This is a genomic window from Pseudomonas sp. NFACC46-3, assembly GCF_900114515.1.
Taxonomy (GTDB): domain Bacteria; phylum Pseudomonadota; class Gammaproteobacteria; order Pseudomonadales; family Pseudomonadaceae; genus Aquipseudomonas; species Aquipseudomonas fluorescens_Q.
Map to the genome: position 1 here is coordinate 265412 of NZ_FOTH01000002.1, position 13387 is coordinate 278798.

Genomic DNA, 13387 nt, shown 5'->3' on the forward strand with positions numbered 1-13387 from the left:
ATGACCCATGACAGCCCGATCCTGATCGTCGAAGACGAACCCAAGCTGGCCGCATTGATGCGCGACTACCTGATCGCCGCCGGCTATGCGACCCAGTGCCTGGACAATGGCCTTCAAGTGGTGCCGGCGGTACGGGCCAGCGAGCCGCGGTTGATCCTGCTCGACCTGATGCTGCCGGGGCGCGACGGCCTGCAAGTGTGCCAGGAGCTGCGCAGCTTCAGCGCCGTGCCGATCATCATGATCACCGCCCGCGTGGAGGAAGTCGATCGCCTGCTCGGGTTGGACCTGGGGGCCGACGATTACATCTGCAAACCCTTCAGTCCGCGTGAAGTGGTAGCCAGGGTCAAGACGATCCTGCGGCGCAGCCCGCAACTTCTCGTCACCGCGCCAGCCCGGCTGCTGATTGACGAAGACCGCTACCAGGCGTCACTCGATGGCATCGCCCTGGACCTGACGCCCTTGGAACTGCGCCTGCTCAGTACACTGGCCCAGTCCCCGGGGCGGGTGTTTTCCCGGGATCAATTGCTCAATCGGATCTATTCCGATCATCGGGTGGTCACTGATCGCACCGTCGATAGCCATATCCGTAATCTGCGGCGCAAGCTCGAACAGGCTTGCCCAGGAGAGCAGCCGATCGAGTCGTTGTATGGCGTGGGTTATCGGTTTCAGCTCGGCGAATCCTGAAGCGTCGCGTTGAAATCGAGCTTATTGTTCTGCCGAATAGATAACGGTTTGCGCACCGTCACCCCCAGCAGGCTGACGAGTGAAGTAGGTGTCGCCTTCGTCTGTCTGGATCTCGTAGTCGGCCTTGCTGGCGATCCGGCTCGATGCATCGGTGTGCTTGATGATTTTCAGCACCCGCTGGAACTTCACGCCTTGCGTGCCGTTCTGGGCCGGGCCGGTGAGTACATTGACTTTCTGGAACCAGCCCTTCTGCTTTTTGTTCGACACCAGGGTGCCGCTCAGTGCTTCAAAACGCTCAAGACGGGTAAATCCCCAGAGAGTCTGTTCCTCGACCACCTTGCCCGGGGTGGCGGAACCGGTGAAGACAAACAGGTTAAGGCTCGGATTGTCTTCGCAGAAGAAGTCATAAGGCACCAGACCGTCGACCATTCTCTTGCCGGGAACGAAACCCTTCTTATGAACCAGAAACATGAGCACCTCCACGCTGAAACACCAGCAAACGCTGAGTAAGTTTGAGCGCAAAGTCTACTGGGGAGGGGCGTACAGGGCCGTCAAGTCAATGTAATATCGTGTAAAGATCACCCCCTACGAGGCAAGCTGATTTCCACCGTCAGCCCACCGGACGGCTCGTTGCGCGCCAGGATGGTGCCACCGTGAATGTCCACGGACCTTGAGGCAATGGCCAGGCCCAGGCCGAAGCCGGCACTGACTTCGTTCAAGCCACGTTCGAACGGGTTGAAGATGCTCTGTAGTCGCGAATGTTCAACACCCGCGCCCTGATCGCTGATCTGCACCGTCAAGCCATCTGCGACGCCATTGACCTTCGCCACGACCATCACCGTGGTGTTTGGCCGGGTATGACGCACCGCGTTTCGAATGACGTTCTCGAAACACCGATACAACAGCTCACCGCTGACCCGACTGACAAACGCCGGGCACGCCTGCAAGGTGACCTGGCAGCCTTTCATTTGCGCTTCGAATCGGGCGTCCTCGACGATCACCGACAGCAACTCGACCACATCGGTTGGTTCGCGCTCGATACTCTCCGGTCGCCCCTGCAGGCGTGCCAGGGTCAACAACGCCTCGATCAGCGTGTCCATGCGCACCGACTCACGGTCGATGCGTTCCACCATTTCCAGGCGAGCTGGATCTTGCTGCAGCAGCCCGATGGCCGCTTGCATGCGGGTCAGCGGTGAGCGCAATTCGTGGGAGATGTCGTGCAGCAAGTGTTGCTGGGCGTCTACCAACAGCTTCAACTGGTTGGCCATTCGGTCGCAGTCTTCGGCCAGATCGACGATCTCATCACGTCGCGCACCCATGATCGGCTTGACCCGGGTCTCGAAGTGCCCCTGGGCCACGTCACTCATGGCGCGTCGAAGATAGGCCAGCGGCCATGCCAGGTAGAACGCCATGTAACCGCTGAACAGCGCACTCATGACCGTACCGATGATCAACGGCGTCCAGTGGCTGGGCCCTCTGTCGCCTTTTTTGTCCAGGGGATGGGATGACTTGAGCGACAGCACGATGCCGTCCTTGCCGATGATCGATCGCTCGTAGGCCGGTTGCGGCACTGGCGTGCCGGCCAACAGCTGACCTGCGCTGTCATAGACGCCAACGGCCTGGTCATCCGGGTGTTCCCACACCGCCAGCAGTTGCCGGCCCGACTCGATGCCAAACTGTCGCAATAGCTGCTCTTCTGTAGCAAGGACCGTTTCCAGATGAGAATCACCAGGCCTGGAACTGCCCATGACCAAGAGACCCAACCCGACCAGAAACGTCAAGCTGGTGGCGAGCCAGAACGCCAGGAACAGTTTCCAGAACAGCCGGCGGGGCTTCATCATTCGGCGATCAACAGGTAACCGAGGCCGCGCACGCTCTGGATCCAGGCCTTGGCATCGGGGCGCGGTCCCAGCTTGTGGCGAATGCTGCTGATGTGCACATCGATGCGCCGGTCATAGCGAGTCAAGGGACAGCCCAAGGCATTGAGCGACAGGTTCTGTTTACTCACCACTTGCCCGGCACAGCGGGCAAGTTCCTCGAGCAAACTGAACTCGGTGCTGGTCACCCCCAGCTCGCGCCCCTGCCAGAGCGCCTGGCGCTTGCCGGGCCACAGGACCAGCGGTCCGGTCCTGATCACTTCGCTGGATGGCCGATCCGCTGGCTGCACCCGGCGCATGATCGCCCGCAAACGCGCCACCAGCTCCCCCGGCGAACTGGGCTTGGGCACATAGTCATCGGCGCCCAGCTCCAGGCCGGTGATCTTGTCGATGTTGTCGCCACGAGCTGTCAGCAACACCACCGGCACCTGGCTCACGGCCCGAATGCGCCTGAGCACCTCGATACCCGACAACCGCGGCAGCATCACGTCCAGCACCACGATGCTATAGCGACCGGACAGCGCTTGCACCTCGCCTTCCTCCCCCGTGTGCACGGCAGTCGCCTCAAAGCCTTCGCGCTCCAGGTATTGGCTGAGCATTCCCGTCAGTTCCTGGTCATCGTCGACTAGCAATACAGAGATCATGGGGCGCTCTTGAGTAGGTGTCGGCCCATTATCGCCCGTGTGCCGCGCACCGTCATCGCCGCAGGCCAACCTTTACCTAACTTGACATTGGGTTAACCGCACCAAACGCAGCGAACTTTTATGCTTGCTCGCCACCAGCCCGCTCACTCCCGCGGTGACTCGTCTTGCGGTGAGATATCCGCGTCCACCTACACCACCTGTCGATGTGTCCTGGATAAGATCTTGATGAATTTTTCGCGCCTGCTCTGCTCGGCTGCACTGCTGCTCAATGTCACACTTGCCCACGCCCAAGGCTTCAAGATTTCCGATATTCGTATCAACGGCCTCCAGCGGGTCTCCGCGGGTAGCGTCTTTGGTGCCTTGCCGTTGAACGTCGGTGATAACGCGGATGAGCGGCGCCTGGTGGAGTCCACGCGTGCGCTGTTCAAGACCGGTTTTTTCCAGGACATTCAACTGGGACACGACGGTGATGTGCTGGTCATCACCGTTGTCGAGCGCCCGTCGGTCGCCAGTATCGAGATCGAAGGCAACAAGGCGATCTCCACTGAAGACCTGATGAAAGGCCTCAAGCAATCCGGCCTGGCCGAAGGCGAGATCTTCCAGCGCGCCACCCTCGAAGGTGTACGCAACGAACTGCAACGCCAGTACGTTGCCCAGGGTCGCTACTCGGCCACCGTCGACACCGAAGTGGTGCCGCAACCGCGCAACCGCGTCGGCCTGAAGGTCAACATCAACGAAGGCACCGTGGCAGCCATCCAGCAAATCAACGTGGTGGGCAACACGGTTTTCCCTGACGAAGACCTGATCGACCTGTTCGAACTCAAGACCACCAACTGGCTGTCGTTCTTCAAGAACGACGACAAGTACGCCCGTGAAAAACTCTCCGGTGACCTGGAGCGCCTGCGTTCCTACTACCTGGACCGCGGCTACATCAACATGGACATCGCCTCGACCCAGGTGTCCATCACCCCGGACAAGAAGCACGTCTACATCACAGTCAACGTCAACGAAGGCGAGAAATACACCGTTCGTGACGTCAAGCTCAGCGGCGACCTGAAAGTGCCTGAAGACCAGGTCAAGTCGCTGCTGCTGGTGCAGAAGGGCCAGGTGTTCTCGCGCAAGCTGATGACCACCACCTCCGAGCTGATCACCCGCCGCCTGGGTAACGAGGGTTACACCTTCGCCAACGTCAACGGCGTGCCACAGCCGCATGATGAAGACCATACCGTCGACATCACCTTCGCCGTGGACCCGGGCAAGCGCGCCTACGTCAACCGCATCAACTTCCGTGGCAACACCAAGTCCGAGGACGAAGTGCTGCGCCGTGAAATGCGCCAGATGGAAGGCGGCTGGGCCTCGACCTACCTGATCGACCAGTCCAAGACCCGCCTGGAGCGCCTGGGCTTCTTCAAGGAAGTCAACGTCGAGACCCCGGCAGTGCCCGGTGTCGATGACCAGGTCGATGTGAACTACAGCGTCGAAGAGCAGGCTTCCGGCTCGATCAGCGCCAGCGTCGGCTTCTCGCAAAGCGCCGGCCTGATCCTTGGCGGCTCGATCACCCAGAACAACTTTCTCGGCACCGGCAACTCCGCCAGCCTGGGCCTGACCCGCTCGTCCTACCAAAGCAAGTACAACATCGGCTTTACCGACCCCTACTTCACGCCAGACGGCGTGAGCCTGGGTTACAACCTGTTCTACAACGCCACTGACTACAACGAATATTACGATGACGATTATTCGTACTATTCCATCAATAGCTACGGCGCCGGCACCTCCCTCGGCTACCCGATCAATGAAACCTCACGGTTGAATTTCGGCATGACGGTGCAACATGACAGCATCGAACCGGGGACCTACAGCGCCGATGAGATCTACGATTTCATCGAGCGTGAAGGCAAGGACTTCACCAACTTCAAGGCAAATCTCGGCTGGTCCGAATCAACCCTGAACAAAGGCGTGCTGGCCACTCGGGGGCATTCGCAAAGCCTTAACCTGATGGCGACGGTGCCTGGCAGTGATCTGAGCTTCTACAAGATCGACTACACCGGGCAGGCCTTCCTGCCGGTCACCGACGCCACCTCGCTGCGTTTACACACCAAACTCGGCTACGGCAATAGCTACGGTTCGACCGACGGCCTGCCGTTCTATGAAAACTACACCGCCGGTGGCGAAGGCTCTGTGCGCGGCTTTGAAAGCGGCACCCTCGGCCCGCGCAACACGCCGGCCACCGGCACCTATGCCAGCGCCGGCCAAGCCTACTACTCCGACCGGGACACCGAGTCACTGGGCGGCAACATACTCATCACCGGCGGCGTGGAGTACCTGTTCCCACTGCCCTTCATCAAAGACAACAAATCACTGCGTACCTCGGTGTTCTGGGACGTTGGCAGCGTCTATTCCGACAAGTGCTACCTGAGCACCACCCTGGGATGCGATGGGGTCGACCTCAGCCAGATGGCCAGCTCGGTGGGGGTCGGGGTGACCTGGTATAGCCCGCTGGGCCCGTTGAGCGCCAACGTCGCCTTTCCGGTCCGAACGCCGGATAACGCTGATACGCAGGTATTCCAGTTTTCCTTGGGGCAAACGTTCTGAAAGCGCTGGCCGGAACTGGTCGCAGGGCACGGACCTGCTATCTTTGATACAGACCTGAGTAGTTGCGACCCCATACGTATCCAGGTTTGAGCAATGGAGTGATGAAGTTGGAAGCAGTGGAACTGCTCGCTATGGATGAATGGGCCACATCATCTCTGCGTGGCGAGTGTGATGTGATCATCGTCAATTACAACGCTGGCAAGCTTTTACTGGCGTGTGTAGGGTCGGCATTTGCCGCCGGCGCTTCCCGAGTGATCGTGGTGGATAACGACTCCCACGACGATAGCCTGATGCTGGTGGAGCGAACCCACGCTGCCGGCGACGCGCTTCAAATCATACGCAATGCCGCCAACCTCGGCTTCGCCGTGGCGTGCAACCAAGGTGCCCGCCTGTCAGCGGCCCCCAACTTGTTTTTCTTGAACCCGGACACCGTGCTGGCCGCCGATGCCATAGACCACTTGCTACTGGCGCTGCGCAGCGCGCCGGAGATCGGCATGGTCGGAGGGTTCCTGTGCAACCCGGACGGCAGCGAGCAAGCCGGTGGGCGCCGGGTATTCCCCACGCCCAGGCGCGCCTTCATGCGGGCTTTCGGACTTTCGCGGCTCTCAGTACTTTTCCCATCGCTGTTATCCGATTTTTTATTGCACAAGGAGCCGCTACCCGGCACCTCCATTGTCGTTGAGGCCATCTCCGGGGCATGCATGCTGGTCAAGCGCGAAGCGATCGAGAGTGTCGGCTTATGGGACGAAGACTATTTCCTTCATTGCGAAGACCTGGACTGGTGCATGCGCTTCCACCACGCCGGCTGGCGCGTACTGTTCGTACCTGATGCCCGGGTGATGCATGTATCAGGTGGTTGCAGTCGTCATCGTCCCTATTTCGTCGAATGGCACAAACACTTGGGATTCCTGCGTTTCTATCGCAAGTTCTTTCGCCGCAAGTACCCTACCGTCCTGTGGATCAGTGTGGTGATCGGGGTCTGGTTTCGATTCGGCCTGGTGGTCCTTCGCCACGCCACCACCCGGTTTAGAAATGCATGGAACCTACGATAAGAGTGCTCAATTGCGGATAGGAATATTGGGCGGTTCCAGCCTCCTGGGCGAGCGTACCCTGCCATTGCTGGCACAAACCGGCCACCTGACGAGCGCCTTCACTCGAAGCCTGCCCACGGTGTCCTGTCCCGGTGTGACCTGGCGAAAGGCTGACGACTGGCACGGATTGGCGCTGGACACGTTCCTGTCATTCGCCCCCCTCTGGGTGCTGCCCGACTACCTGGAGCGCCTTGCCAGCACTCACGTCAAACGCGTTGTCGTGCTCTCCTCCACGAGCCGCTTTGCCAAGCACGCATCGCCTGACGCTCGGGAGCGCGACGTGGCGCAACGCTTGATCTGTGCAGAAGAACAACTCGAGCAGTGGGCGATCGAACGGCAAATCGAATGGGTGATCCTGCGACCGACCCTGATCTATGGCTTTGGCCGCGACAAGAACATCTCGGAAATAGCACGTTTCATTCAACGCTTCGGATTTTTCCCGCTTATCGGTGGCGGTACCGGCTTGCGCCAGCCAGTGCATGGGGATGACGTGATCCAGGCGTGTCTGTCCGCCATGAGTACACCTGGCCTGCCCAGTGGCGGCTACAACCTCTCAGGAGGGGAAGTCTTGCCGTATCACACGATGGTGCGGCGAATCTTCCAGGCCATGGGACGCCCGGAGCGAACGCTGCCCCTCTCCGCCAAGGCACTCAGCGTGGGCGTTTCGATTTTGCGCTGCCTGCCACGTTACCGACATCTTTCAAGCGCCCTGGTGGGGCGGATGAACCAGGACCTGGTGTTCGACCATTCGCACGCCAGTGACTGGCTTGGTTTTGCTCCCCGGGCGTTTCATCTGATGGATGAAGATTTGCCTGGGCGCTGAAACAGCCTTGGCATGGTTGCGATGATGTTGGATGTGTCGGTGCCGGCCTTATTGCGACCCAGCCTTCTCCCCCGTTTCCCCGCCAGGCTCGTCACGATGAACATGGGCCTGCCACGCCCCCCATTTGCTTTCGAAGTACGCCTGGTTTTTGTCCCAGAGGGCCTGGTACTCACCACTGGCGATCAGCTTCCTGAACGACGCCTGCCCGTAATGATGGATAAACGCGTCTTCGGCGCAGACCGTCCGGTAGCCCGCCGCCTGTACGCGACGACTGTAGTCGTCGTCCTCGAACATGCCGATGCCGAATGCTTCATCCAGATACCCCACCTCTTCGAGGATGCTGCGGCGAAAGGCGACACAAAACATCGCCAGCATCGAGATGTCGAACGTCTGTCCCTTGCGGGCTTCGGTGTAGCGGTCTGCAAAATCTTGCATCTGTTGAATGTCGGTGTAGGAAATCGCGATTTTCGCTTCGTTGCCTACCGCATTCGTGACCGGCCCGACCAAGCCGATATTCGGCTCTCTCAAATGCCTGACCAGCGGGTCCAGCCAGCCGCCAGGCACTACCGTGTCGTTATTGAGCAACAGCAGGATGTCACCGTCGGCTTCTCGCAAGCCCTGGTTATTGGCCGCAGCGAAGCCTCGGTTGTCGGGGTTGAGGATGACCTTCGCGGTCGGCACCTCTTGGCGCAGGCGCTCAAGATAATCGCCCGTACCATCCTCCGAGCCGTTGTCGACGACAATGAGCTGGTAATTGGGCCAGGTGGTATTGCGCAGAATGCTGTTTACACATTGAATCGTCAGGTTGAGGTTGTTGTATGTCACGAGCACGATGGAGACTTTCTCGTACAGCCCGACGATAGCAAGTTGCATGCTATTGAACCGATCCTTCCAGTCGTTTGCTCGGGCGAGCTCCACGCGCCGCTTGTACAGGGCCAGGTCGCGCTCGGCCAAGGCACGCTCGATCTGCTCGATGAACTCATCGACCCCGGTGGCGAAGTACAGCAGGTCCTTATAAATGCTCATCTCCGTCAAAGGCGTGGAGATCACCGGCTTGCCTGCGCTGATGTACTCATAGAACTTCACCGGATCGACCGCATGCGTCACGTTGTAGAGCCTGAAGGGAATCAGGCAGGCATCGAAATGATCCAGGTAAAGCGGCATCTGCGAATAAGGCTTGCGGCCCAACAACTGGACATTGGGCTTGCGCTCAAGGCCCGCCAGATCGTCGACAAAAATATCCCCCACCAGGACGAAGTTCCACGCTGGCCGCCTGTCCGCCAACGCCGCCAGCAAAGGAAAATCGAGCCATTGCGCCAGAGCACCGTAGTAACCAATGACAGGCCCGACAAGCCCGTTCAGCACATCATTGGTAAAGCAGTGCTGCCGAAAAAAAGCGAAATCCACCGCGTTTCGGACCAGTACGCAGCGTGGGTTATGGGCGCACCACTTGTGGTAAAGCAACGCGGCGGAGACAGTCACCAGATCCGCCTGGGCAACCAGGGTCTTTTCCTCGCCCAGCAGCTGTTCGCCGATGTTCGGGAAACCATCCCAGTCATCCATGCAGTCATAGAGAATCCGCCAGCCATGCATGGCTCGCAGGCTGAGTGCCACGGGGCTCCAGTAAGCGATATGCACCACCGAGAGGGCGGTTCTGATCTGCATGTCGACGACCAATGCAGCCAGGGCACGCAGCAACGCCTGATGATTTTCAGGCGTCACTATTTTTTCGTAATACGCCTCTTGCGCCTCGCGCTGCAGGACCACTTCAAAGACATTGGGCGCCACCGATGTCAATCCATAGAGCTGTCCCTGTTCCGGCACACGGGCGGGGACGATATAGAACACCCGATAACCATTGCTCGCAAACTGACTCATCAACTGCTGCGGTCGCTGGAAGCGTGCGGCCCAATCGATGTTGGCGAAGCAGAGAATATCCAGGCGTCCCTTCGTGGCAAAATCAGCCTCCACCTCAACGTTCGGCAACGGTTCCGGTGCGGCCGGGTAGACGATTGCAGCGGCCGTGTCGGGGAACTCCTGGGTAGCGGCAAACCCATACCGCATCCATCGGAACAGCGAGCGCAAGGGGCGAGTGAAACGCCACGAACGGGTGTTTTGCAGGAAGTCGACTTTTGCCAAGGCAATATCGCGCTCATTGATGGCCGCATCTCTTTGAGCCAAGGCGGCGTCGCGGTCGATCAAGGTGCTGTCGAGCTTAAGCACGTGGGTATCCATGCAGTGGAGTGCTGTCGCCCGGTGGCCACATGGAACTGAGGGACCCCGGTCGGTAGAACGTTGCCGTCAGGCTGCGGCGGGAGGAATGACAGCCGCTCACCACGGGCGTGACAGCATGCCAGGAGTTATCCGAACGCACCAGGATCGCCGAGTTGCCCACCAGGGGCTCGATCTCGGCCGCCACGGCAGTGGGATCGTTACGGTGCAAGATGTTCAGGCACCCGCCGTCGTTGCGGTCCCAGGACTCATTGAAATACAGGATATGGGTGACCAGTTTATCGGGCAGGTCTGGATGGGCCCCCAGGCTCGCGCCAGGACCGTAATGAAAAACGTTGACCTCCATCGGCACGCTGCGCAGATCAATCCCGGTCAGCTCCGACATGGCCTCTCGATAGCCGGCCGAGCCAAGATCCTGCGCCAGCCTCAACCACGCCTCGCTCAGTTCTTCGGGGAAAGCGATGGTATGGCTGCCCATGTCTACCAGGGCGCGGGCCTCATAGTCATAGTTTTTTTCACCACCATAGCCACTTACCGTCTTGAAGTGATCATGGGGGAAGGTTGCCGCCAACGCAGCGGCATCCCCGGCCGAATACAGACTGCCAATTTCAGCCCATGAGAACGGATGAGACTTTAGCGCCGCTGGCGTGAGACGAGAGAGATCTAGCATTGTCTGTTCTTGTTCGCTGTCAGGTTTCTGATACCACGGGCGATGGAACGCAGTGGTGCGGTCATTCGGAATGAATTGGAGTTCTGCAACTCAAGCATCCTGGCATCACTGAGGGCCAGTTGCTGACTGAGTTGGGCAATCCGTTGCTGCTGGGCGAGCGCCTGTGTTGCCGGCTCCGGCGTCGGTTCGATGACCTCAGGCTCCGCCACGACGGGGCTTGCCGGACATTCAGCCGGCAATGGGTCGCGACCCTGGGCTGCGCTTTCGAGCAGATTGGGCAGATGCTGTAGAAAAGCGCCCAACACCGGCTGGGACGACGTTTTGCCCTGGCGAATGATCGCCGCGACCCGGTCCCAATGCTCGACCAACCGATCTGCCGCCGCAAGCGCCGCGGGCGATGGGCGGGTCTTGCCCACCCGCGCGAGAAACCATTGCGGATCGACCGTCGCCACATCCGGCAATGCGTGGAGTGTGTCGAACCCAGCCAACGCCGTGTATTTGCCCGTGGTCAGGTCCGCCGAGCAAAACACCGGGACGCCAAACGCCAGGGCGGTGATTGCCAGGTGGTAACTATGGCCGATCACCGCTTGGGCCTGGCTGAGAATTTCCGCCATCAGCAACGGTTCCGGCCAGAACGACAAGGTGACGGCCCCAGGCAAGCGCCCGGCAATGACCGACGGATCGTCCCCCAGCACAGGGCCTATCGGCACCACCAAAAACTGATAGCCCTGGAACGCCTCGGCGTGGTCTTCGAACAGTTTTACAAAAGATTCCACCACATGAATGGCGTGGATCACGATGTAGGGCCCCATCAACCCGGCCTGCTCACGCAGGCGAACGAACTCGACGGAAGGCTGCTGCTCATCGATCAGGCGGGGCAAGCCGAACGCGGTATCGGGCAGCACTTCGATCTCGGCCTGCGGGGTGAGCGCACCGAGGGCATCGCGCGACAGCGCATCACGGACGCGCACGTACAGGCTTTGCTCAAGGGCCATCGTCAACAACGGCCTGGCCCAGTCGGGAATACTGTTGCAATGCATCCCGGGGGCATTCCATATGACCGGAACCCCGTGCTGCTGCGCGATAAGCGCAGGGGTCAACCAGTAACCGGTGGGGTGATGGATATTGGCGGTTGTCGGACCATAGCCGTGGGCAACGACTTTATCGAACCGGATCAGGAAGCCCCCGCCGATCAAAACGCCATCCAGGCTGGCCGCTACACGAGGCAACTGCGTCAAAGACGTCACCGCATAGGGCCATTCAGGTCGATTTTTTCCGTGATAGGAAAACCGATGCAGGTTGACTGAACCCAAGCGCCGGACCAATTCCGCCTCGGCAATGATCGGAAACAGCAGATCACCGTAGTTTTCTACATCAAAGGTTCCGAATATAGCGACCTGCCACGTGCGCTCGTCCAGGTGTTGCGTCAAGACCTTCTCTCCTTGAGTCCCGCAGGCCTTGGCAAGCGACTCGACTGGCCGAGGGTCGATCCTCTGCAACCCCAGGTCAACCATGCCCAGAAAATGCTTGTTGTTCGGCAACATGTCGAACGCCAAGGGCGCCACCTGTTTCTCGATCAGTTGCGAGGTGTCTTCCGTCGCGCCGTGCAACAGCTTGAGCGTGACATGATAGCGCCCCTCGGCGAGGTTGGCCGGGAAGCGCACCGTGATCGCCGCGCGCCGCCAGCCATTCTCGGTCGGGCCTGCTTGCAGTGCGAAGTTGCCCCCGCCGATCACCAGCAGCCTGGCTTCCTGGATGGTGAAGCTGATGTTGGGTTGAGTGATCGACTCATGCAGCAACGCCTCGGCACGAATCTCGATGTCGTCGCCATACAGGTAGCTGGAGGAAAGTTGCTGGGTGTTGGTGAAGAAGGCAGCGCTGATGTGCCCCTCCTCGGTCCCGAAGGCCATCCCCTCCTGCCCGCCCATGAAGGACTTGCGCGTCACCGGTATGACCCCGCCACTGGCCCAGCGGCGTTGCTCGTCGCGCATGTCGAGCAAATGCAGCTCGGCCATTTCATCGGGCGAACCACTGGCAACGACCCGGCCTGCGCGCAGATAGATGACCCGATGGCAAAAGCGCTTGACCATGCTCATGTCATGGGAGACGAACAGCAGGGTCGTGCCTTTGGCAGCCAGTTCTTCCAGCCGATTCAGGCATTTGAATTGAAACGAGGCATCGCCGACGGAAAGGGCCTCATCGACGATCAGGATCTCGGGCTCGACACAGACCGAAACGGCGAAGGCCAGCCGCACCAGCATCCCGCTGGAATAGATTTTGGTGGGCTGGTCGATAAAGTCGCCGATATTGGCAAAAGCGAGGATGTCATCGAAGCGAGCGTCGATTTCCGAGCGACTCAAGCCCAGCACCGCCGCATTCACATAGACGTTTTCCCGGCCGGTGAACTCCGGATTGAAACCAGACCCCAGCTCGAGCAACGCCGCAATCCGCCCCTGCCCCTGGACACTGCCGCGAGTTGGCATCAACGTTCCGCAGATCAGTTGCAACAAGGTGGATTTGCCACTGCCATTACGGCCGATGATACCGACGGTCTCCCCCCTTGCGATGGTCAGGGAAACATCGTCCAGGGCCCAGAACTCGCGATAGAAACGCTTCCTGCCGCGCACCAGCATCTGCAACAGGCGGTCCTTGGGGGCATCGTAAATCTGATAACACTTGCTCAGGTTTTCGGCGTGGATGGCCACTTCAAACGACATCGGCAAAACCCTTCCATGAATCACGGCCATTATTGCGGTGCCACTGAAATCCGTCCT

The 13387-nt window shown here is 59.7% G+C and carries 10 protein-coding genes and 1 pseudogene; 4 read left to right on the plus strand and 7 right to left on the minus strand.

Annotation, left to right across the window (positions count from 1 at the left end):
* Positions 1 to 684 carry a response regulator gene (locus tag BM300_RS04915; RefSeq protein ID WP_092462180.1) on the plus strand — a complete coding sequence of 228 codons (684 nt, stop codon included), beginning with the start codon at positions 1 to 3 and terminating at the stop codon, positions 682 to 684.
* A gap of 21 nt (positions 685 to 705) precedes the next feature.
* On the opposite strand, the gene BM300_RS04920 is transcribed toward BM300_RS04915, so the two are convergent.
* The 3 genes from BM300_RS04920 to BM300_RS04930 form a co-directional block, all read right to left on the minus strand.
* The gene (locus tag BM300_RS04920) at positions 706 to 1155 is read right to left on the minus strand and encodes a hypothetical protein (protein ID WP_092346104.1); all 450 of its coding nucleotides are present in this window, start codon (positions 1153 to 1155) and stop codon (positions 706 to 708) included.
* Positions 1156 to 1262: 107 nt separating this feature from the next.
* The gene (locus BM300_RS04925; protein ID WP_092462182.1) at positions 1263 to 2525 is read right to left on the minus strand and encodes a HAMP domain-containing sensor histidine kinase; all 1263 of its coding nucleotides are present in this window, start codon (positions 2523 to 2525) and stop codon (positions 1263 to 1265) included.
* Positions 2522 to 3205 (minus strand): response regulator transcription factor, encoded by a 684-nt coding sequence (locus BM300_RS04930; RefSeq protein ID WP_060738151.1) that lies wholly within the window; start codon positions 3203 to 3205, stop codon positions 2522 to 2524. The genes BM300_RS04925 and BM300_RS04930 overlap by 4 nt, the downstream gene beginning before the upstream one ends.
* Positions 3206 to 3430: 225 nt before the next feature.
* Between BM300_RS04930 and bamA the strand changes: the two genes are divergently transcribed.
* From bamA to BM300_RS04945, 3 genes are all read left to right on the plus strand, one after another.
* Complete coding sequence (bamA, locus tag BM300_RS04935) at positions 3431 to 5797, plus strand: outer membrane protein assembly factor BamA (protein ID WP_092462184.1); 2367 nt, start codon at positions 3431 to 3433, stop codon at positions 5795 to 5797.
* Positions 5798 to 5904: 107 nt separating this feature from the next.
* A complete protein-coding gene (locus tag BM300_RS04940; RefSeq protein ID WP_092348317.1) occupies positions 5905 to 6849 on the plus strand; it encodes a glycosyltransferase family 2 protein in 945 nt (314 codons plus the stop codon).
* Positions 6850 to 6874: 25 nt separating this feature from the next.
* Positions 6875 to 7711, plus strand: a complete 837-nt coding sequence (locus BM300_RS04945) for an NAD-dependent epimerase/dehydratase family protein (RefSeq protein ID WP_218190625.1) — start codon at positions 6875 to 6877, stop codon at positions 7709 to 7711.
* A 48-nt stretch (positions 7712 to 7759) separates the two neighbouring features.
* On the opposite strand, the gene BM300_RS04950 is transcribed toward BM300_RS04945, so the two are convergent.
* The 4 genes and pseudogenes from BM300_RS04950 to BM300_RS31300 all read right to left on the minus strand — a co-directional run.
* The gene (locus BM300_RS04950) at positions 7760 to 9934 is read right to left on the minus strand and encodes a glycosyltransferase (protein ID WP_092462188.1); all 2175 of its coding nucleotides are present in this window, start codon (positions 9932 to 9934) and stop codon (positions 7760 to 7762) included.
* Entirely contained in the window at positions 9927 to 10613 is a 687-nt protein-coding gene (locus BM300_RS04955; RefSeq protein WP_170862013.1) for a 2OG-Fe(II) oxygenase, read from the minus strand. The genes BM300_RS04950 and BM300_RS04955 overlap by 8 nt, the downstream gene beginning before the upstream one ends.
* Complete coding sequence (locus tag BM300_RS31295; protein ID WP_256575801.1) at positions 10607 to 12127, minus strand: polysaccharide pyruvyl transferase family protein; 1521 nt, start codon at positions 12125 to 12127, stop codon at positions 10607 to 10609. Before BM300_RS31295 ends, BM300_RS04955 begins: the two co-directional genes overlap by 7 nt.
* Positions 12107 to 13330: pseudogene (locus BM300_RS31300) on the minus strand (ABC transporter ATP-binding protein); the annotation flags it as partial. The gene BM300_RS31295 and the pseudogene BM300_RS31300, both read right to left, overlap by 21 nt.
* Positions 13331 to 13387 lie beyond the last annotated feature (57 nt).

What these genes read in the sequence shown, in the direction of transcription:
- BM300_RS31295 (WP_256575801.1), bottom strand. Translation starts at nt 12,127, where the DNA reads ATGGTTGACCTGGGGTTGCAGAGGATCGACCCTCGGCCAGTCGAGTCG.
- BM300_RS04955 (WP_170862013.1), bottom strand. Translation starts at nt 10,613, where the DNA reads ATGCTAGATCTCTCTCGTCTCACGCCAGCGGCGCTAAAGTCTCATCCG.
- BM300_RS04915 (WP_092462180.1), top strand. Translation starts at nt 1, where the DNA reads ATGACCCATGACAGCCCGATCCTGATCGTCGAAGACGAACCCAAGCTG.
- BM300_RS04930 (WP_060738151.1), bottom strand. Translation starts at nt 3,205, where the DNA reads ATGATCTCTGTATTGCTAGTCGACGATGACCAGGAACTGACGGGAATG.
- BM300_RS04920 (WP_092346104.1), bottom strand. Translation starts at nt 1,155, where the DNA reads ATGTTTCTGGTTCATAAGAAGGGTTTCGTTCCCGGCAAGAGAATGGTC.
- BM300_RS04925 (WP_092462182.1), bottom strand. Translation starts at nt 2,525, where the DNA reads ATGATGAAGCCCCGCCGGCTGTTCTGGAAACTGTTCCTGGCGTTCTGG.
- bamA (WP_092462184.1), top strand. Translation starts at nt 3,431, where the DNA reads ATGAATTTTTCGCGCCTGCTCTGCTCGGCTGCACTGCTGCTCAATGTC.